Raw genomic sequence first — 20,075 nt, forward strand, 5'->3', positions numbered from 1 at the left:
AAACGATTTACCAAAAAAAAAATGGGCATCTGCCCATCTTTTTGTACTTACAACCCAACCAGATGAAAGCACTTGCACCAGTTCACGCGCATCACGACTCGCGGATACAACGTTCGGGAAGGACTTCGATTAGGCTGCAAATTATACTGCTTTTCCGACTCGCTCGCAATCGCCATACCACAAATGAGATTTTAAACAACAGTTGGCAGGTTGCCATGGGCTGCGAAACATTTTACGCCGTTCTTCGGGAGCGCGTCCGACCTGCGCACTTGCACAGGCCGGTCATGCATGGTGCTCAGCCGCGACGACCGCGGCGCGGCAGGCCGTGCTCCGAGCCGCGCGGGCCCTGGCCGCCGCGACGGCCGCCGCCGGTGCCGGCGAAGCCGAAGGTGGTCTGCAGCGGGTCCGGCTGGCGCGGACGACCGCTGCCGCCACCGCCACCGCCCTTGCCGCCAAAGGCGTTGGCGCCGCGGCCCTTGCCGCCGCCCTGGCCACCCTGGCCGCCGAAACCGCCCTGGCGGCCGCCGGCTGGCTTGCCTGCAGGCACTGGACCGTTCAGGATGCCCTGGCCGCGCGCCGCGCCGACGCGCGCCACCGGCGGACCGAAGGGATCGACGTTGCGGTTGGCGTCGGCACGGTCGATGCGGTTGCCATCGCTGCGGTCGACGCCGCGATTGCCGTCACCCCGGCCACCCTTGGCCTTGGCGCCGCCCTTGACCTGCTTGTCGGCGGCGCCGCCCTTCTTCTCGACGCCGAAGGCCGTCATCAGGGCGCGCACGTCGTTTTCTTCCAGCTCTTCCCAGCGACCGCGCTTGAGGCCGGTCGGCAGGGTCATGGCGCCGTAGCGGGTACGGATCAGGCGCGAGACGGTCAGGCCGACCGCCTCGAACATGCGGCGCACCTCGCGGTTGCGGCCCTCGCCGATCACCACGCGATACCAGCGGTTGATGCCTTCGCCGCCGCCGTTCTGGATCTTCGAGAACGCGGCCTTGCCGTCGTCCAGCTCCACGCCGGACAGCAGCTTCTGGCGCATGCCTTCTTCGAGCTCGCCCAGGGTGCGCACCGCGTACTCGCGGTCGATATTGTAGCGCGGGTGCATCAGCCGGTTGGCCAAGTCGCCCGAGGTCGTAAACAGCAGCAGGCCTTCGGTATTGAAGTCGAGGCGGCCGACGGCCAGCCACTTGCCTGCCTTCATCGTCGGCAGGCGGTCGAACACCGATGGACGGCCTTCCGGATCGTCATGGCTGACGATCTCGCCGGCCGGCTTGTGGTAGACCAGCACGCGCGGCGGCTTGCTGCTCACGCGGCGCTGGATCAGCTTGCCATTAATGCGGACCGCGTCGGTCGGCAGGATGCGCTGGCCGATATGGGCCGGCTCGCCATTGACCGAGACGCGGCCGGCGACGATCAGCTCTTCCATGTCGCGGCGCGAACCCAGGCCGGCCTCGGCCAGCACCTTGTGCAGCTTCGGCGCATCGTCGTCGGCGGTCAGGTCGCGGCGCACCGGTTTCGCCTGGGCGTTGCCGCGCGCGCCGTCGTTGGCGTCGAAGTCGCTCGACGTCACGAAGGAAAACACATTGTCGGCTTCGTTGCCCGGCTGCTGCTTGCCGCCCCTGCCCTGCGGCTGTTGCTTGCCGCCGCGGCCGATCTGCTTGGCCGGACGTCCACCTTCGGTCGGGCGAGCGCTTTGCTGGCCCGGACGGCCGCCTTGCTGGCCGCGCTTGCCCTGCTTGTGCTGGCCGCGGCCGCGCGCATCTTGTTTACCTTCCTGCCCGTCTTCCGGCGCGGGCTGAGCGCCAGCCTCGGGCGCCGGAGCGGCTTGCTCGGCGACAGCCGGCGCGGCGGCCTGCTGCAGCGCTTCGCGCTCGGCGCGCTTTTCGCGCATCTGGCGCGGGCCGCGCGGCTTGCGCGCTTCCTGGGCCGGAGCGGCTTCGACCGCGGCCGGCGCTTCGGCTGCCGCGGCTGCGACCGACTCTTCTTTCGCGGCCTTGGTGGCGCGCGGCTTGCGGGCCTTCGGCGCAGGCGCGTCAAGGGCTGGCGCAGGCGCGGCCGGCTCGGCGCTCACCGGCTCGGCGGCGACGGCCGCCTTGCGGGTGCGCTTCGGCTTGGCCGGCGCGTCGGCCACGACGGCCTCGACCGGCGCGGTGTCGGCAACGGCAGCCGCCTTGCGCGTACGCTTCGGCTTGGCTGCTGCTGGCTCGCCTGCGTCCACAGGCTTGGTCTCGTTTTGTTCAGTTGGGTTCATCGTTCGTGTCTTTATTGTGCTGACCCGCCTCGGCAATCCCGTCATCAAGCGTGTCGCGGATCGGAACTTCAACGGGTGAAGTAGCTAAATCTGGTTCATCGGCAGATGCGGAAGCATCCACCTTGTCAAAATTGTCATTCAATGCCGCCTCGAGGGCTTCCAGGCTGCGGCTGTCGGGGCCTTCGGCCAGCGGCTGCAACGGCGGCAGCTGGGACAGCGCCGCCAGGCCCAGGTCGTCCAGGAACTGGCGCGTGGTGCCCAGCAGCGCCGGCCGCCCCACCACTTCGCGGTGCCCGACGACGTCGATCCAGCCGCGGTCTTCCAGCATCTTGATGGTCTGCGAATTGACCGCGACGCCACGGATCTCTTCGATGTCGCCGCGCGTGACCGGCTGGCGGTAGGCAATGATCGCCAGCGTTTCCAGCGTCGCTCGCGAGTACTTGGGCGGCTTTTCGGGCGACAGGCGGTCGAGGTAGGGCTTCATCTCGGGACGGCTCTGGAACCGCCAGCCCGACGCCAGGCTGACGATCTCGATGCCGCGCCCATCCCAATCCTGGCGCAGTTCTTCCAGCAAGATCTTGATCGTATCGGCGCCGACGCCGGCGCCAACCTGCCGTCCTTGCGCGTCGACCTCGGCGAAGAGTTTCTTCATGCCGTGGATCGACATCGGCTCGCGGGCGCATAGCAAGGCGGTTTCGAGGACTCTCTTGGCCTCGTCAGTATTCATATCGCGATGTCGTCAATCAAACAATTCGGCCAATCGGGGTCGGGACAGCATCGATGCGACTGGCGCGCATGCCCGCGTGCCATGCGCCGGGCCTGCCTGCGCTCTGCTGCCTGAAACCGGAATCCGTGGGCCCGGCGCGCTGAGTGCCGGAGCTATTACATGGCGGGCAAGGAACCCGCCAGGGGCAACCCGCCTGCGCGACGGGCCGCTAGTTGATCTTCATTGCGAAACGTGGAACTCGGCGGAACTCTATCTCTTAGGCACGCCCGCGATCGGGGCGCCGCCGGGGAGCGACTTGTTTGGCAAGAGAGTGCGGCACGCGAGCGGACGACGTCGTTTCTTCCAACTGGCGGCCATTGTAACCGATAAAACCCCGCAGCGGACAAGGGGGCGGCGCTGCGATGCGCGCCTATTTGCGTCAGTCGGACAGTTTTTCCGACAAAATCGCCGATACGCCAAGGAATGCGGGGTACTCGGCGGTGATCACATAGGTCGGCACGTCGGCCAGGTAGCCGGCGAAACGCCCCTTCTGTTCGAAGCGGCGGCGGAACGAGGAACGGTCGAAGCGCTCGCCGAGGCGCGGCACGATGCCGCCGCCGATGTACACGCCGCCCTGGGCGCCCAGGGTGACGGCCAGGTTGCCGGCCACGGTGCCGAGCATGCCGCAGAAGGCTTCCAGGACGTCGTCGCACAGCGCGCATTCGCCGGCGAGCGCGCGGCGCGAGATCTCGGCGGCGCCGAGGCGCTCGCCGGGGCGGCCGGCGCGGTCGGCCAGCGCGCGGTAGATGAGCTCGACGCCGGCGCCGGACAGGAAGCGCTCGAACGAGACGTGTTCGAATTCGCGCCAGGCATATTGCAGGATCGCGATTTCCTGCTCGTTCACGGGAGCGAAGCTGACGTGGCCGCCTTCGCTGCGCAGCGCGGTCCAGCTGTCGCCGCACGGCACCAGGCCGGAGACGCCGAGGCCGGTGCCGGCGCCCAGCAGGCCCAGCGCCGCATCCGGCTGCGGCGCGCCACCGCCCACCTGGCGTTTTTGCTCGCCCAGGTGCGGCAGCGAACGCGCCAATGCCGAGAAATCATTGACCACCAGCAGGATCTCGAAACCGCATTCTTGCCGCAAGGCTTCAGTGGAGAATTCCCAGTGATGATTGGTCATGCGCACATAGTCGCCGTTCACCGGGTTGGCGATGGCGATCGCGGCATGGCGGATCGGCGCCGCGCAGAAAGCCTTGACCGCCGCGCTGCCCAGGTAGGCGCGCATGGCCTCGCCCAGGGTGGCATGGTCGGCGCAAGGCAGCACCGCGACCGCCTCGAGCCGGCCCGGCCCCAGCTCCAGCACGAAGCGGCAGTTGGTGCCGCCGATGTCGGCGAGCAGGCGGGCGCCGCCGCGGTGGAAGTGGTCGGTGGACGGGCTGAGCGGGGAGGCAGTCATGGTGGTACGCGTAGAAGAGACGCCCAAGCTTACTAAATTCTTTGCCCTGACGACAAGTGTTTTCTGTAGTTTAGGTACATACCCCACAACAAAACGGATGCGGACACCCGACCACCGACCCATGCGGGCGTAGTAGAACTACTTTTTAACAAGACGGAGTGAGTCGGGCCGCCTGCCGGCCGGCATGCCGCTCAGCAGGTCGCCGGATCGAGCTCGGGATCGTTGCCGCGCTGGGCGTTCCAGGCGTCGAGCCCGCCCTTGAGCGGCCGGGCGCGGTGGAAACCGTTGGCCATGAACTGGCGCGCCACTTCGGCGGCGGTGACGTCGTCCGGACAGCTGCAATAGACGACGATGTGGCGGTCGCGGTCGAGCGAGGCCATCAGGTGTTCGGGCTGGCAAGCCTTGAAGATCACGGCGCCCGGGATCGCCGCTTCCATCTGTTGCGCGCTCAGGCTGCGCGCATCGATGATCACCGGATCATGGCCGGCGTCGATCAGGGCCAGCACCTCGTCGATGTCGATGCGCTCGATCGCGCTGCGCGAGCGGTGGCGGCGGCGCTCGGCATACTTGAAGGCGATGAACAGGGCCAGCAGGCCGGCCACGATGGTCAGCGCCGTGCTGCCCATGGTCGAGAGCGTATCGAGCACGCCGTCGACGCTGTTGTGGAACCAGACGCCGAGCAGGATGCCGGTGCCGCTCCAGAGCGCCGCGCCGCTCACCGCATACAGCAGGAACAGGCGCGGGTTGACGCCCATCGCGCCCGACAGCGGCGCCGCGATGGTGTTGAAGCCGGGGATGAACTTGGACACCAGCAGCGACTTGACGCCGAACTTGCTGAAGCGGTCTTCGGTCTGGTTGACGCAGGAATCGGGGGACAGCGAAATCTTGCACAGCAGCCGCAGGATGCGCTTGCCGTAGAAGCGGCCGGCGCGGAACCAGAAGGCGTCGCAGATCAGGCAGGCCAGGATGGCCGCCATCCATACCAGTTGCCAGCTCACGTCGGCGGTGACCGAGAGCGCGCCGGCCACGATCAGGACCGGGTAGGCGGGTATGGGCAGACCGAACTGTTCGACGAGGACGATGCCGAACACGATCAGCACGCCATAGACTTGGAGGAGTTCGGCTAGCTGGGGCATTTTTGTATATTAGCGCAATTGTGTGGTCGGCACAGGAACACCCCCTATTCCTTTTGGCGTAAGCGCAACGCCAGGGGCGGATGAGCGGTTTTTACAAGACGCCACGTGGAATCGCCGCCAGCAGCGAGCGCGTATACGGATGCTGCGGATCGCGATACAACGCGTCGGAATCCGCCATCTCGACCACGCTGCCGTGGTGCATCACCATCACCTGGTCCGAGATGTACTTGACCACCGACAGGTCGTGCGAGATGAAGATATAGCTCATGCCATATTCATCCTGCAGGTCTTGCAACAGGTTCAGCACCTGGGCCTGCACCGAGACGTCGAGCGCCGACACCGATTCGTCGCACACCAGGATCTCGGGCCGCATGGTCAGGCAGCGCGCGATCGCGATGCGCTGGCGCTGGCCGCCCGAGAACTCGTGCGGATAGCGGCCATAGGCGGCGTCCGGCAGGCCCACCCGCCCCAGCAGCTGGCGCGCCAGCGCCGCGCGCTCCATCTCATTGGCGCCGATGCCATGGATGCGCATCGGTTCCAGCAAGATCTGGCCCACCGTAAAACGCGGATTGAGCGAGGCATAGGGATTCTGGAAGATGATCTGGATCCGGCGTTTATAGGCCTGGTATTCGCGGTCGGACATGGCCAGCAGGTCGCGCCCCTCGAACAGCGCCGAGCCACCGCTCGCGCGGTGCAGGCGCAGCAGGGTCAGGCCCACCGTGGTCTTGCCCGACCCCGACTCGCCCACCACGCCCAGGGTCTTGCCGCGGCCCAGGGTGAAGGAGACGTCCTTGACCGCCTTGAATTCGCGCTTGCCGAACAGGCCGTCGCGCAGCCAGAAGCTCTTGGCCAGGTTATTCACCACCAGCACCGGCTCGTCGTCCGGCGTCGTGCCGCGCACGCGCTGCACCGGTGCCCCGTCGGGCTCGATGCGACCGCTCAGCACATCGTCGATCACCGGCAGGCGCAGCGGCCTTACGTCGAGCGACGGCCGGCAATGCAGCAAGGCCTTCGTATACGCGTCGGCCGGCGCCCCGAACACCTGGCTGGCCGCGCCCTCCTCGCGCACCTCGCCGTGGCGCATCACGATCACGCGGTCGGCGATCTCGCCCACCAGGCCCAGGTCGTGGGTAATGAACAGCACCGCCATGCGGCGCTCGCGCTGCAGGCGCGCGATCAGGTCCATGATCTGCTTCTGGATCGTCACGTCCAGCGCCGTGGTCGGCTCGTCGGCGATCAGGAGGCGCGGCTCGCAGGCGATCGCCATCGCGATCATCACCCGCTGCTGCTGGCCGCCCGACATCTGGCTCGGGTAGGCGTCGATCTTGCGCTCGGGTTCGGGAATGCCGACTTCGTGCAGCAATTCCAGGGTGCGCGCGCGCGCCGCACGCTTCGTCATGCCCATGTGCAGGCGCAGGACTTCGCCGATCTGGAAACCGACCGTGAACACCGGGTTGAGCGAGGACATCGGCTCCTGGAAGATCATCGCGATGTCCTTGCCGCACAGCGCGCGCCGTTCGCGCAAGGGCAGGCCGAGCAGTTCGCGGCCGGCGAAGCGGATGCTGGAACCAGGATCGACGATGGTGGTCTGCGCCGGCAGCAGGCCCATCACGGCCATCGAGCTGACCGACTTGCCGCTGCCGGACTCGCCCACCAGCGCCACCGTGCCCGTCGCCGGCACGTCGAACGAGATGCCCCTCAAAGCCTCGAAGGTGTTGTGCTTGTCGGTGCGAAAGGCAATGCGCAGGTCACGCACTTGCAGCAACGGTTCCTGGGTCATAGTGAGGGTCATTTAATCTTGGGGTCCAGCGCGTCGCGCAGCGCATCGGCGAACAACGAGAAGCTCGTCACCAGCAGCGCCATCGCGCCGGCGGCGGCCGCCAGCTGCCACCATTTGCCGAGGATCAGTTCGTTTTGTGCCTCGTTGAGCATGCTGCCCCAGGAAACGGTGCCGACCGGCACGCCAAAGCCCAGGAACGACAGGATCACCTCGGCCTTGATGAAACCCACCACCAGGATCGACATCTGCACCAGCGCCACGTGCGAGACATTGGGCAGGATGTGGCCGAACATGCGCTGCCAACCGGAAGCGCCGATGGCATCCGCCGCCATCACGTATTCGCGCGCGCCGTGCTTGATGTATTCGGCGCGCATCAGGCGATAGGGCCCGGTCCAGCCGGTCAGGCCGAGGATCAGCACGATGGTGGCGACGCCTTTTTGCTGGAGCACGGCGGCCACGGTCAGGATCATGAGGATCGAAGGGATCGCCGTGAAGATGCTGTAGAACCAGTTGAACAGGTCGTCGACCCAGCCGCCATAGAAGCCCGAGACGGCGCCGAACAGGGTGCCCAGCGTCACCGCCAGCAGGGCCGCCACCAGGCCCACCACGATCGAGGTCTCGCCGCCCTTGATGGTTTTCTTGACGATGTCATGGCCCCATTTGTCGGCGCCGAACGGCAAGGTGGTGCGCTTTTCCACCGGCGGATGGGTCTGCGCCACCTGCGCCTCGAGCTCGGCCAGATCAAGCGCCAGCGGATCGAAGGCGTTCGGCGGCGTGGCGCGCGGCAACTGGGCTTGTGCCAGCGCGCGCGCCGTGGCGTCGGCGCCGACGAAGGTGGGCGGCGCATAATTGACCGCCACCTCTTCTTCCCAATCACTGGCCACCAGACCCATGCTGGAAGCCAGCACCAGCAGCAGGAAAGCGGCGACGACGGCCAGCGCCGCCATCCCGACGCGGTCGGCGCAGAGGCGCCGCCAGGCGAGCGCCCACAATCCGGGCGAACGCGCTTGCATGGTCATGTGCATGGTCGTCATGGTCATTTGAGCTGCACGCGGGGATCGACCGCCTGGTACAGCAGGTCGGCCAGCAGGTTGAACACCATGGTCGCGGCGGCCACGTAGACCGTGATCGCCTTGATCACCGGGAAGTCGCTGCGTTCGACGGCCAGGATCACTTCGCGGCCGATGCCGGGAATGCCGAAGAAACGTTCGAGCAGGAAGGCGCCGATCAGCAGCGCCGGCAGGTTGGCCATCACGTGGGTGATGATCGGGATGGCGGCATTGCGCAGCACGTGGACCCAGACGATACGCCCCTCCGGCAAACCCTTGGCGCGCGCGGTGCGCACATAGTCCTGCCCTGCCTCGTCGAGCACGAAGCTGCGGTACAGGCGCAGGGTCGGCGCGATCGAGACCGCCAGGCCGATGACGATCGGCAGCAGCGCATAGCGCAGCAGGTTCTCGCCCAGGCTATTGCCCCAGCCCTGGACCGGAAACAGCCCCAGCTGGTAGGCGAAGACGTACTGGAACACGATGATATAGACCAGGATCGAGATCGACATCCCGACCGTGCAGGCGACCATCACGGCGCGGTCGGTCAGCGAGCCGCGCACGAAGGCGATCGCCAGCGCCAGCGCGATGCCGAACACGGTTTCCAGCACGGTGAGCGGAATCAGGACCGTGAGCGACGGCCCCAGGCGGCTGGCGATGATGTGGGACACCGGCTCGCCCGTGCTCCAGGCATTGCCGAAGTCGAAGGTCAGGATCTGCTTGACGAAGATCCACAGCTGCACGGTATAGGGCTGGTCGGTGCCGAGCTGGCGCCGGATGTTCTCGATCGCTCCCGCGTCGGCCATCTTGCCCGCCAGGAGGTAGGCGGGATCCCCGCCGACCCAGTTGAACAGGAAAAACACCAGCAGCACGACGCCGGCCATCGTCGGCAGCATCTGCCAAAGGCGTCGCAAGACATAAGCGAACATCGCACTCCCGAATTTGCGGATTGGGCGAACGGGCCGCCCCCAAGGTTTGCCACCATGCCAAATCCAAGGTGACTAAACCGACACGATAGCGCATATCCGTACGCACCAACAGACGCGCAATCTTATGCCTCGATAGTCACAGGTTATTACCACGTAATGACATGATTATCATGGATATGTATAAAAAGCTTGCGCACGCGCTGAAATATGCATATCGGATTTTAAGCAATTTCATGCCTTGAAAATATAGTTTGATCGAATCAAATTTCATATCAAACTTTATTTTCCGCATGATATTCCACGTTTCGAGTTTTGTGACTTTTGCGTGACTAGCATCAATAATTCAAATTGTAAAGACAAGTTATCAAGTAGTTGTATTTTGCATCAGTATGTACCTTCAGGATTGACACTGTCTTATGGTCAATGTTTTTATTGCCAAGTAGTAAAAAAATGCTGCGTCAAAAGATCGTGGCGATTCACTTGACTTTACTGGCCGGCGCAACCCGCCGCCAGGTCTTACGGGGAAGACTGACTATGATGGTTGAAACTGTGTTATCTCGATCGGTGCGCCTGATCTGCGCCGGCGGCCTGGCCGTCGCCTGCACGACGGCGTACGCCCAGGAAGCGGCGCCTGGCGCCGAATCGCTCCAACGTGTGGAAGTGACCGGCTCGCGCATCGCGACCGCCAACCTGGAAAGCGTCAGCCCGGTGACCGTGGTCAACGCCAAGGACATCAAGTTGGAAGGTGTCCGTTCGGTCGAGAACCTGCTGAACAACCTGCCACAGGTGTTCGCCGACCAGGGTGGTTCGGTCTCGAACGGCTCGTCCGGCACCGCAACCGTCAACCTGCGCAACTTCGGCGCCGACCGCACCCTGGTGCTGGTCAACGGCCGTCGCCTGCCAGCCGGCAGCCCGCGCAATACCGCGGCCGACCTGAACCAGATCCCGGTGGGCCTGATCAAGCGCGTCGAAGTGCTGACCGGCGGCGCCGGCGCCATCTACGGCTCGGACGCCGTGGCCGGCGTGGTCAACTTCATCATGGACGACCGCTTCCAGGGCGTCCAGATCGACGCCAACTACCAGTTCTACAACCACGACCAGAACGGCGGTCCGGTGGCAGAAGCCGCCCAGCGCCGCAATTTCCCGCTGCCGGGCGACAAGGGCGCCGACGGCAAGGTCAAGGACATCAGCCTGACCATGGGCGGCAACTTCGCCGACGGCAAGGGCAATGCGGTCGTCTTCTTCGGCTACAAGAAGGAAGACGCGCTGCTGCAATCCGAGCGTGACTTCACCTCCTGCGCGCTGAACGGCTCCACCGTTGGCAACACCTTCAACTGCGGCGGTTCGGGCACCAGCTTCCCTGGCCAGTTCATCACCGCCACCGGCCTGAAAACCGTGGCCGACGCCGCCGGCAACGTGCGTAACTACGTGGCCGCCCAGGACGCCTACAACTTCGGCCCGCTGAACTACTTCCGCCGTCCGTCGGAACGCTATACCTTCAGCTCGTTCACCCACTACGACATCAACGACAAGGCCCGCCTGTACGCCGAGGCCAGCTTCCACGACGACAGCACCGTGGCCCAGATCGCGCCATCCGGCCTGTTCGGCCTGGACGCTTCCGGCGCCAACGCGATCCGTTGGGAAAACCCGCTGCTGTCCGACGCCTGGCGCAGCGCGCTGGGCATGACTGGCCCCGGCGACACCGCCGACGTCGTCATCCTGCGCCGTAACGTCGAAGGCGGCGGCCGCCGCGACGACCTGCGCCACACCTCCTACCGCGGCGTGGTCGGCGTCAAGGGCGACATCGGCAACTGGCAGTACGACGCCTTCGCCCAGGTCGGCAAGGTGCTGTACTCGGAAACCTATTTCAACGACTTCTCGGTCTCGCGCAGCGCACGCGCACTGAACGTGGTCCCGGGCGCCAACGGCCAGCCGGTCTGCGCCAGCACGCTCAACGGCGTCGACCCGAACTGCGTCCCGTACAATATCTGGAGCCTGGGCGGCGTGACCCCGGAAGCGCTGACCTATCTGCAGACCCCTGGCTTCCAGAAGGGCCATACCTCGCAGACCGTGCAGGGCATCAACCTGTCGTCGGACCTGGGCGAATACGGCATCAAGCTGCCGACCAGCAGCGAAGGCGTGGGCGTGGCATTCGGCTGGGAACACCGCACCGAAAAACTCGAACTGAACTCGGACGTGGCGTTCGAATCCGGCGACCTGGCCGGCCAGGGCGGCCCGACCAAGAACGTGAGCGGCCAGTTCAGCGTGCGCGACTACTTCGCCGAAACCCGCATCCCGATCCTGCAGAACGTGCCGTTCGCCGACCAGCTGACCCTGACCGGCAGCTATCGCAAATCGGATTATTCGACCGGCCAGGACACCAACTCCTACGGTGTGGGTCTCGAGTGGGCACCGGTGAAAGAAGCCAAGTTCCGCTTCAGCTACCAGCGCGCCGCGCGCGCCGCCAACGTGGTCGAGCTGTACACCCCTGCCGGCCTGGCACTGTTCGGCATGGGCTCCGACCCATGCGCCGGCGCCGATCCGTCCGCGACCCTGGAACAGTGCGCACGCACCGGCGTGACTGCTGCCCAGTACGGCAACATCCTGAACTCGCCGGCCCAGCAGTACAACCAGATCATCGGCGGCAACACCAACCTGGAACCGGAAGAATCGGATTCGTACACCCTGGGCCTGGTGCTGACCCCGACCCGCAACACCTCGCTGACCATCGATGCCTTCGACATGAAGGTCAAGGGCGTGATCGGCGGCCTGCCGGCCACGACCACCCTGACCCAGTGCCTGGAGACCGGCGATCCGCAGTTCTGCGGCCTGATCACGCGTGACCGCCTGGGCAGCCTGTGGACCCTGGAATCGTCGAACATCGTCGCCACCAACCAGAACCTCGGTAGCCGTTCGACCAAGGGCATCGACCTGGGCGCCAACTGGAGCACCAAGATCGGCGCATGGGGCAACCTGAACCTGTCGCTGATGGGCACCTACCTGAAGGAATTCAAGCAGGAAGACTTCCCTGGTTCGGGCGAGTACGACTGCGCCGGCCTGCACGGTTCCACCTGCGGCACCCCGCTGCCGAAATGGCGTCACAAGGCGCGCGCGGTGTGGGGCACCCCATGGCGCGGCGTTGAGCTGGGCGCGACCTGGCGCTACGTGCGCGGCGTCGACCTCGACTACACCAGCGCCAACCCGCTGCTGGCAGGCGAATTCGAAGCAGGCGACGCACGTATGGGCGCACGCAGCTACCTGGACCTGACCGCCGCTTGGCAGATCAGCCCGGTCTTCGCACTGCGCGCAGGCATGAACAACGCACTGGACAAGGATCCGCCAGTGTCGGGCGTGCTGGCCGAAGTGTACGGCAACGGCAACACCTACCCGCAGGTGTACGACGCGATGGGCCGTCACGTGTTCCTGAACCTGACCGCCAAGTTCTAATCCTCACGGGCTAGAAACAGGAAGGGCGCACCGCGGTGCGCCCTTCTTCATTTTCACGGCGCTGCTTCGAGCGCCGCTTGCCGTCTTACTCCTGGCGCAGCCGGCGCTGGCGCACCGCCGCCGCCAGTCCTTCCAGCACCTGCAGGCTGGTATCCCAGTCGATGCAGCCGTCGGTCACCGACTGGCCATAGGTCAGTTCCTTGCCCGGCACCAGGTCTTGCCGTCCGGCCACCAGGTGCGATTCGATCATCACGCCGACGATGCGGTCGTCGCCGCCCGCGATCTGGGCCGCGATGTCGGCGCACACCGGCACCTGGTTCTCGGGCTTCTTCGAACTGTTCGCATGCGAGGCGTCGATCATCAGGCGGCTGGCCAGGCCGAGCGCGGCGATCTGGCGGCAGGCTTCCTCGACGCTGGCGGCATCGTAGTTCGGCGTCTTGCCGCCGCGCAGGATGATGTGGCAATCCTCGTTGCCCGAGGTCGACACGATGGCCGAGTGGCCGCCCTTGGTCACCGACAGGAAGTGGTGCGGCTGCGATGCGGCCTTGATCGCCTCGGTCGCGATCTTGATATTGCCGTCGGTGCCGTTCTTGAACCCGACAGGGCACGACAGGCCGGAGGCCAGCTCGCGGTGCACCTGCGACTCGGTGGTGCGGGCGCCGATCGCGCCCCAGCTGACCAGGTCGGCGATGTATTGCGGGCTGATCACGTCGAGGAATTCGGTGCCGGCCGGCAGGCCCATCTCGTTGATGTCGCGCAGCAGCTCGCGCGCCATGCGCAGGCCGTCGTTGATGCGGAAGCTGTTGTCCATGTACGGATCGTTGATCAGGCCCTTCCAGCCGACCGTGGTGCGCGGCTTCTCGAAATAGACCCGCATCACGATCTCGAGTTCGCCGGCGAAGCGCTGGCGTTCCTTGACCAGCCTGCGCGCGTACTCGAGCGCGGCCTTCGGATCGTGGATCGAGCATGGTCCGATCACCACCATCAGGCGGTCGTCCTGGCCGTGCAGGATGCGGTGCAGGTCGACGCGCGCGCCACTTGCGGTCTGCTCGGCCTGCGGGGTCACCGGGAACTCGCGGATCAGGTGCGAGGGCGGCGTCAGTTCCTTCATTTCACGGATGCGTAAATCGTCGGTGCGGGGCATGCTGGGACTCCCTTTCGTGCTGTTCTGTGCTGGTCTTGTTCAGGACTGGAAATAAAAAAACCGCCATCGCTGGCGGTTTGTCTGGATGCTGCCGGGACTGTTACTGCGCGTACCCGCCGCTACTCCACCGCCAGGGGCTGGAATGGCTAAAGTAAAAAAAGCGGGTAAAGAAAGCGTGGCGCATGGTGTCGTCCGGGTTTGGTCGAATTGACTATAACAACAAGGCATGAACGTTGGCAAGCCTTTTGTCGCAGGTTCCACGCTTGTACAGACAACAATCGGTTGCAGCAATCTGACATCTCTACTTGCGCATGACCGCCACCTTATGCGCATCTTGCGCTACCTCATTCCCGACGCGGCTACCGATGCAACAGTCGATTCAAGCCCGGCTGCCGCTCGTGTTGATTGTAGACACAAATAGGTACTAAGAGGTGCCAAAGAAATTGATCTGCACTAAGGATCGAGCCCTTCACCCGCGCGGCATCCGAATCTTCCCATCCACTGGAGTGTCGGACCATGACTGAAACCCTGCTTTCCCGTTCCGTGCGCCGCCTGTTCGCGGGGGGCGGCGCCGCCGGCCTGGCGCTCGCCGGCCCCGTGCTGCTGGCCCTTCCCCACCCTGCCGCCGCCCAAGAAGCCGCTCCCGTGGCCCGGGTCGAGATCACCGGCTCGAACATCCGCCGCGCCCAGGCCGAGACCGCGTCGAGCGTGCTCACCGTCAACCGCAACGACATCGAGCGCTCGGGCAAGACCACGGTGGCCGAGCTGCTGCAGACCCTCGCGGTCGACAACCAGGGCTCGGTGCCGATGAGCTTCGGCAATGGCTTCGCGGCCGGCGCCTCGGGCATCTCGCTGCGCGGCCTGGGTACCGCCTCGACCCTGGTGCTGCTCAACGGCCGCCGCATGGCGCCCTACGGGCTGGCCGACGACGGCCAGAAGGTGTTCGCCGACCTCAACGTGATCCCGTCCGACGCCGTCGAGCGCATCGAGATCCTCAAGGACGGCGCCTCGGCCATCTACGGCTCGGACGCGATCGCCGGCGTGGTCAACATCATCCTGCGCCGCAACTTCCAGGGCACCAGCGCACGCGCGCTGTACGGCAGCGGCGAAGCCGGCGACGGCCAGCAGCACAACCTGGCCCTGGCCTGGGGCTTCGGCAACCTCGAGACCGACCGCTATAACGTACTGTTCAACGTCGAGTACAAGCACACGCAACAGATCTGGAACCGCGACCGCGGCAACCGCGACTACATCGGCAAGCTCGACCTGCGGCCCTATGGCTATTCGGCCCAGGAAGGCTTCGGCGGCACCGGCGCCATCACCGGCAACAACCAGTCGGGCAACGCCATCAACGGCAATGTGCGCAATCCCGACACGCTGGAGTACTACAACCGCGGCAACCTGGCCGGCCCCGGCTTCACGCGCACCTTCCCGGGCGCCGCCTGCAGCAATTTCACCAACCACCCGCAGGGCGATCCGGGCGGCGGTTGCCTGGTCGATTCGGGCTTCCTGTACAACCAGATCCAGCCCGACAGCGAAAACCTGTCGCTGTACACCCGCGGCACGCTCAAGCTGCAGGGCGATACCGAGGCCTATGCCGAACTCAATCTGTACAACAGCCTGACCCAGACCAGCAGCACGCCGAACCCGATCGCGGCCAGCGTCGGCTATCCTGGCGGCCCGGTCAGCAACGCCGGCGTGCAGCTCGGCGCCGAGCACCCCGACAACCCGTACTTCGGCCGCGCGGCGCGGCTGCGCTACCTGCCGTTCGACGTCGGCCCGCGCCAATCCGACATCTCTTCGAACTTCATCCGCGCGCTGTTCGGCGCGCGCGGCACCAGCGGCGCATGGGACTGGGATACCTCGCTGCTGTATTCGACCAGCAGGGTCGACAACGACCGGCGCGGCTACCTGCAGCGCGACGCAACGTTCGCCCTGCTCGACCCGTCGGCCGCGAACGTGGCGGCGGCCCAGGCCAATCCCGGCTACCGCGCCCTGCCGGCGGGGACCTATTGGCGCATCGCCGAAAGCGCGGGCCTGAATTCGCCGGCCGTGTACGCCGCCCTGTCGCCGACCATCTCGAACGACGCCAAGACCGAGATCGCCCAGGTCGACTTCAAGGCCACGCGCGAGATCGGCAAGCTGGCCGGCGGCGCGGTGGGCGTGGCCCTGGGCGCCGAGTTCCGCCACGAATCGGCGCGGCTGGATCCGACCGCCGGTACCGAGCGCGGCAATATCATCGGCCTGGGCTATTCGGCCTACGACGGCCAGCGCAACGTCACCGGGCTCTATGGCGAGGTGCTGGCCCCCGTATGGACCGGCGTCGAACTCACCGGCGCCATGCGCTACGACCACTTCACCGACGTGGGCGACGCCTGGACCCCGAAGGTCGGCGTCAAGTGGAACCCGCTACGCGAGCTGGCGCTGCGCGCCACCTGGGCCAAGGGCTTCCGCGCGCCGAGTCCGGCCGAGAACGGCGTCGGCGGCCTGGCGGCCTTCGCCAACGCCACCGATCCGGTCCGCTGCGCGCTGGGCGTGCAGACCGCCTGCAGCCCGGCGTCGGTGTCGGTCATCACCTCGCCCAACCAGGACCTGAGCCCGGAACGCTCGAAGAGCTGGAATATCGGCGCGATCTGGGATCCGCTGCCGCGCACCAGCTTCTCGCTCGACTTCTGGAACATCAAGCGCAAGAACGAGATCAACCAGCAGCAGATCGACGCCGCGATCGCCGCCGGCGACGTGGCGCGCGATCCGAGCACGGCGGTGCCGACGATCCCGGGCGACCCGGGCGCGATCACGGCGGTGCTGGCGGAATACGTGAACTCGGCCGAGACCGAGGTGCGCGGCATCGACCTCGACGCGCGCCAGGGCTTCGGGCTGCCGAACAACTGGGGCACCCTGACCTTCGACGTCAAGTACACCTTCCTCGACAAATGGGAGCGCACCGAACAGGACGGCACCACGCGCGACTATGCCGGCACCCACGGCAACTGCGACGTCAGCAACTGCATGGGCACGCCGGACCACAAGGCCAACCTGCGCGCGACCTGGGAGCGCGCCAACTGGCGCCTGTCGGCCAACGTCAACTATCGGGGCAAGATCGACAACACCTTCTTCAAGGACGACCCGGAAGGCTGCGCCAGCCAGTTCGCCAACGGCGACGATGCGCCGAGCGATTGCGAACTGGCCTCGTTCACCACGGTCGACCTGGTGTTCCGCTGGAAGCCGCAACCGCGCTGGGAAGTGTACGGCTCGATCCAGAACGTGTTCGACAAGCAGGCGCCGCTCGATCCGCTGACCTATGGCGCGGTGTCGTACAACCCGCTCGACTACTACGGCGCGATCGGCCGCTTCTTCACGCTGGGGGCGAGATACGCGTTCTGAAATGATTACGGTTGAACGCGAAGAGTTGCTCGCACCAAGGGCACGAACAACTCTTCCCGTCAGCGGACGTCGATCAACCGCCGAAGTGATAATTCAGCTCGACCCACCCGGTCCGCCCCGCCGGGCTGTAGCTGCCCACCGCATAATTGGGCCAGCCGCCGGTCGTGTCGTGCTTGATGCGATCGAACACATTGTTGACGATGGCCGACAGGGTCAGGCGGTCGTTCACGCGATACACGACGCTCGCATTGACCAGGGTGGTCGGCGTCAGGTAGTCGGTCTGGGCCGAGTTCGGGATCTTGCCGTAGCGGGTCGCGAACACGGTCGACGACCAGGCACCGCCGTTCCAGTTCAGGCTGGCCGCCAGCTTGTCCGGCCAATCCGAACTGGTGAGCGAATTGAGTTCGTCGCGCACCGTGTCGCCGGCAAACTGTTTCGAGCGGCGGGTCAGGGTTTTCGAGTAATTGCCGCGCAAGGTGAACGTGCCCCAGGCCGCGGTGCGCAGCGCATAGCGGGCGCTGACGTCGATGCCGCTGCTCGATTCCTGCGCCGCATTGATCGGGTTGACGCGGATCTCGCGGATCTCGCCTGGACGCACCGGCGAATCGGCCGCGTAGCGCGTGATGCGCGAGATCGTGTCCACGCACAGCGAAGAACCGATGTCCAGCGAGCCCAGGCGGCAGGCCGCTTCGTCGCGCAGCAGCTGGTCGGCCGACAGATTGGTCACCAGGTCGTCGATCTTGATGTCCCAATAGTCGATCGAGGCATCGAAGTTCGTGCTCGGCGACCAGACGATGCCGGCGCCATACGATTTGCCCTGCTCCGGCTTGAGGTCGGCGCTGCCGTACTGCACGTAGTCGGCGCCCGGCGAGTAGCTGGCAAATTCGCAGCTCGCCAGCGGCTGGCCGGTCACGCCGCAGCGGTAGTGGTCGGTGGTCGACGAGTAATAGCCGGTGCCGCGCGCCTTGTAGATGTAATTCATGTCCGGCGCGCGGAAGCTGGTGGCGTAGTTGGCGCGCACCAGCAATTCGCGCGTCGGCCGCAGTTCCAGGCCACCGGCATAGGTGAACTTGCCGCTGTCGCGCTCGGCGAATTCATAACGGTCGTAACGGCCGGCCAGGGTCGCGGTGAGGATTTTGTGCAAGGGGATGCTGGCCTCGGTGCCGAGCGCATAGCGGTTGCGGGTGCCGGCCGTGACGGCGGTGTTCGGCGCCAGGTTGAAGTAGCCCGCGTTGATGCGCTCGTCGGGCGCATTGGTAAAGCCCTGGCGGCCGGCCTCGGCCACCACCGCCAGTTGCAGCGGACCGGCCGGCAGCTGCAGCACTTCCCCATTGGCGCTGGCCGATACCGTATGGGTCCAGGATTCGTCGTCGCTTTCGGCATAGCCGGTGATGGTCCCGAATTCGTCCGGGTTCACGCGGGTCGCCAGCCGCGCCGGGTCCGGCGCATAGATGGCGACGCCGCTCGCGTCCGTTCCCAATCGCGGCCCCAGGAAGAAGCTGTCGATGTTCGACAGTGCGCGCGGGGTCTTGCCCTTGCTCTCATACCAGGACGCGCTGTAGCCGGCTTCCCACTTCCAGCTGGTCCCGGGCACGATGCCGCGCGCGCCGAGCGAAGCGGCAACGGCGCCGTCTTCCCAGAAGCGGTTGTAGCGCGACAGGCCGCCCATCTCTTCCGGCGACATATAACGGGTCCAGGCTTCGTAATGGCCCGTGTTCCGGTTCAGGAAGTAGCCGTTGTTCAGCGAATTCGAGGTCCACGATGGGCCGCGCGTATTGTTGACGGTGTCGTTGCGGCCTAGCAGGATGTCGGCGAACAGCGTCGTGTTTTCGTCGAGATCATAGGTGGCGCTGCCGAACGCATTCTTGCTCTGGTTCCGGGTCTGCACCGACCAGTAGGTCGGGCTGACCTTGTTGCTGGCGCAGTAGTTGCCGGTGCGCGAAGCGTAGTTGACGACGCTGCCGCCGAACAGGTCGCCCAGTTGCCCGCAGGTCGCGCCCGGATCGATGTAGCGGCCCACGGTGGCGTCGCGGCGCGACAGCATATTGGTGGGCGTGCCCGAGCGCTCGGCCATGAAGTCGCGCTGGTAGGCGCCGATCGGATTGCGTTCCGAGAACTCGAGTGCGAACACGGTGCTCAGGCGGTCGAACTGCTTGCCGCCAGTGAACTGCACGCGCCGCTCGGCGCCGCCGCCGCGGCTGGTGCCGCCCAGCTTGACGTTGACGTCGAAGCCTTCTGCCTTCTTCTTGAGGATGATGTTCACCACGCCGGCGATCGCGTCCGAGCCATAGATGGCCGAGGCGCCGCCGGACAGGATCTCGATGCGTTCGACGATGGACGAGGGAATATTGGCCAGGTTGGTGAAGTTGACCGTGCCCTCGTAGGCGATCGGGAAATCGGCCAGGCGCCTGCCGTTGAGCAGGACCAGCGTGTGGTTCGGCCCCAGGCCGCGCAGGCTGATGGTGTTGGCCGACGGCGTGAAGGTGTTGCCGAAGTCGGCGCCCTGCACGAAGCCGCTGTTCTGCACCTGGTTGTTCAGGGCGTCGAACACGTTCTTGTAACCCTGGCGCGTGATCTCGTCGCCGGTGATGACGGTGACCGCCGATGGACCGTCCAGCTGCGCGCGGGCGATGCGCGAGCCGGTGACGAGGACCGACGCGGGCGCGGCGTTGGTGGTGGCAGCGGCGGCCGGCGCATCGGCGGAGGTCGACGTCTGGGCGTGGGCCAGCAGTGGCGCGCCAATGGCGGCGGCGAGGAGGTAAGTGTGTTTCATGATTGGCTTGTTCTTATTGGGAAACGAACTCT

At 65.8% G+C, this 20,075-nt stretch carries 11 protein-coding genes; 2 read left to right on the forward strand and 9 right to left on the reverse strand.

Features of this window, described 5'->3' with window-relative positions; all coding sequences use genetic code 11:
- Positions 1-295: 295 nt before the first annotated feature.
- The 7 genes from rluB to J3U95_RS17130 form a co-directional block, all read right to left on the reverse strand.
- The gene (rluB, locus tag J3U95_RS17100; RefSeq protein ID WP_208279874.1) at positions 296-2,245 is read right to left on the reverse strand and encodes a 23S rRNA pseudouridine(2605) synthase RluB; all 1,950 of its coding nucleotides are present in this window, start codon (positions 2,243-2,245) and stop codon (positions 296-298) included.
- On the reverse strand, positions 2,232-2,972 hold the full coding sequence (gene scpB, locus J3U95_RS17105; protein ID WP_109344784.1) for an SMC-Scp complex subunit ScpB: 741 nt from the start codon (positions 2,970-2,972) through the stop codon (positions 2,232-2,234). Before scpB ends, rluB begins: the two co-directional genes overlap by 14 nt.
- Positions 2,973-3,390: 418 nt before the next feature.
- The gene (locus J3U95_RS17110) at positions 3,391-4,404 is read right to left on the reverse strand and encodes a glucokinase (protein WP_208279875.1); all 1,014 of its coding nucleotides are present in this window, start codon (positions 4,402-4,404) and stop codon (positions 3,391-3,393) included.
- Between the two features lie 191 nt (positions 4,405-4,595).
- Entirely contained in the window at positions 4,596-5,540 is a 945-nt protein-coding gene (locus J3U95_RS17115; protein WP_208279876.1) for a VTT domain-containing protein, read from the reverse strand.
- A gap of 91 nt (positions 5,541-5,631) precedes the next feature.
- Positions 5,632-7,332, reverse strand: a complete 1,701-nt coding sequence (locus tag J3U95_RS17120; RefSeq protein WP_229519890.1) for an ABC transporter ATP-binding protein — start codon at positions 7,330-7,332, stop codon at positions 5,632-5,634.
- Positions 7,329-8,360, reverse strand: a complete 1,032-nt coding sequence (locus J3U95_RS17125) for an ABC transporter permease (RefSeq protein WP_208279877.1) — start codon at positions 8,358-8,360, stop codon at positions 7,329-7,331. The genes J3U95_RS17120 and J3U95_RS17125 overlap by 4 nt, the downstream gene beginning before the upstream one ends.
- Positions 8,357-9,295, reverse strand: a complete 939-nt coding sequence (locus tag J3U95_RS17130; protein ID WP_208279878.1) for an ABC transporter permease — start codon at positions 9,293-9,295, stop codon at positions 8,357-8,359. Before J3U95_RS17130 ends, J3U95_RS17125 begins: the two co-directional genes overlap by 4 nt.
- Before the next feature lie 534 nt (positions 9,296-9,829).
- Between J3U95_RS17130 and J3U95_RS17135 the strand changes: the two genes are divergently transcribed.
- Positions 9,830-12,742, forward strand: coding sequence for a TonB-dependent receptor domain-containing protein (locus J3U95_RS17135; protein ID WP_229519891.1), 2,913 nt, complete (start codon positions 9,830-9,832; stop codon positions 12,740-12,742).
- 85 nt (positions 12,743-12,827) lie between these two features.
- On the opposite strand, the gene aroG is transcribed toward J3U95_RS17135, so the two are convergent.
- Positions 12,828-13,886, reverse strand: coding sequence for a 3-deoxy-7-phosphoheptulonate synthase AroG (gene aroG / locus J3U95_RS17140; protein ID WP_208279879.1), 1,059 nt, complete (start codon positions 13,884-13,886; stop codon positions 12,828-12,830).
- Between the two features lie 516 nt (positions 13,887-14,402).
- On the opposite strand from aroG, the gene J3U95_RS17145 reads away from it, so the two are divergent.
- The gene (locus J3U95_RS17145) at positions 14,403-17,270 is read left to right on the forward strand and encodes a TonB-dependent receptor (RefSeq protein ID WP_208279880.1); all 2,868 of its coding nucleotides are present in this window, start codon (positions 14,403-14,405) and stop codon (positions 17,268-17,270) included.
- A gap of 73 nt (positions 17,271-17,343) precedes the next feature.
- Here the strand turns inward: J3U95_RS17145 and J3U95_RS17150 are convergent, their stop codons facing one another.
- On the reverse strand, positions 17,344-20,043 hold the full coding sequence (locus J3U95_RS17150; protein ID WP_208279881.1) for a TonB-dependent receptor: 2,700 nt from the start codon (positions 20,041-20,043) through the stop codon (positions 17,344-17,346).
- Between the last annotated feature and the right edge of the window lie 32 nt (positions 20,044-20,075).

Origin of the sequence: Massilia oculi (assembly GCF_017582745.1) — a bacterium.
Taxonomy (GTDB): domain Bacteria; phylum Pseudomonadota; class Gammaproteobacteria; order Burkholderiales; family Burkholderiaceae_D; genus Telluria; species Telluria oculi_A.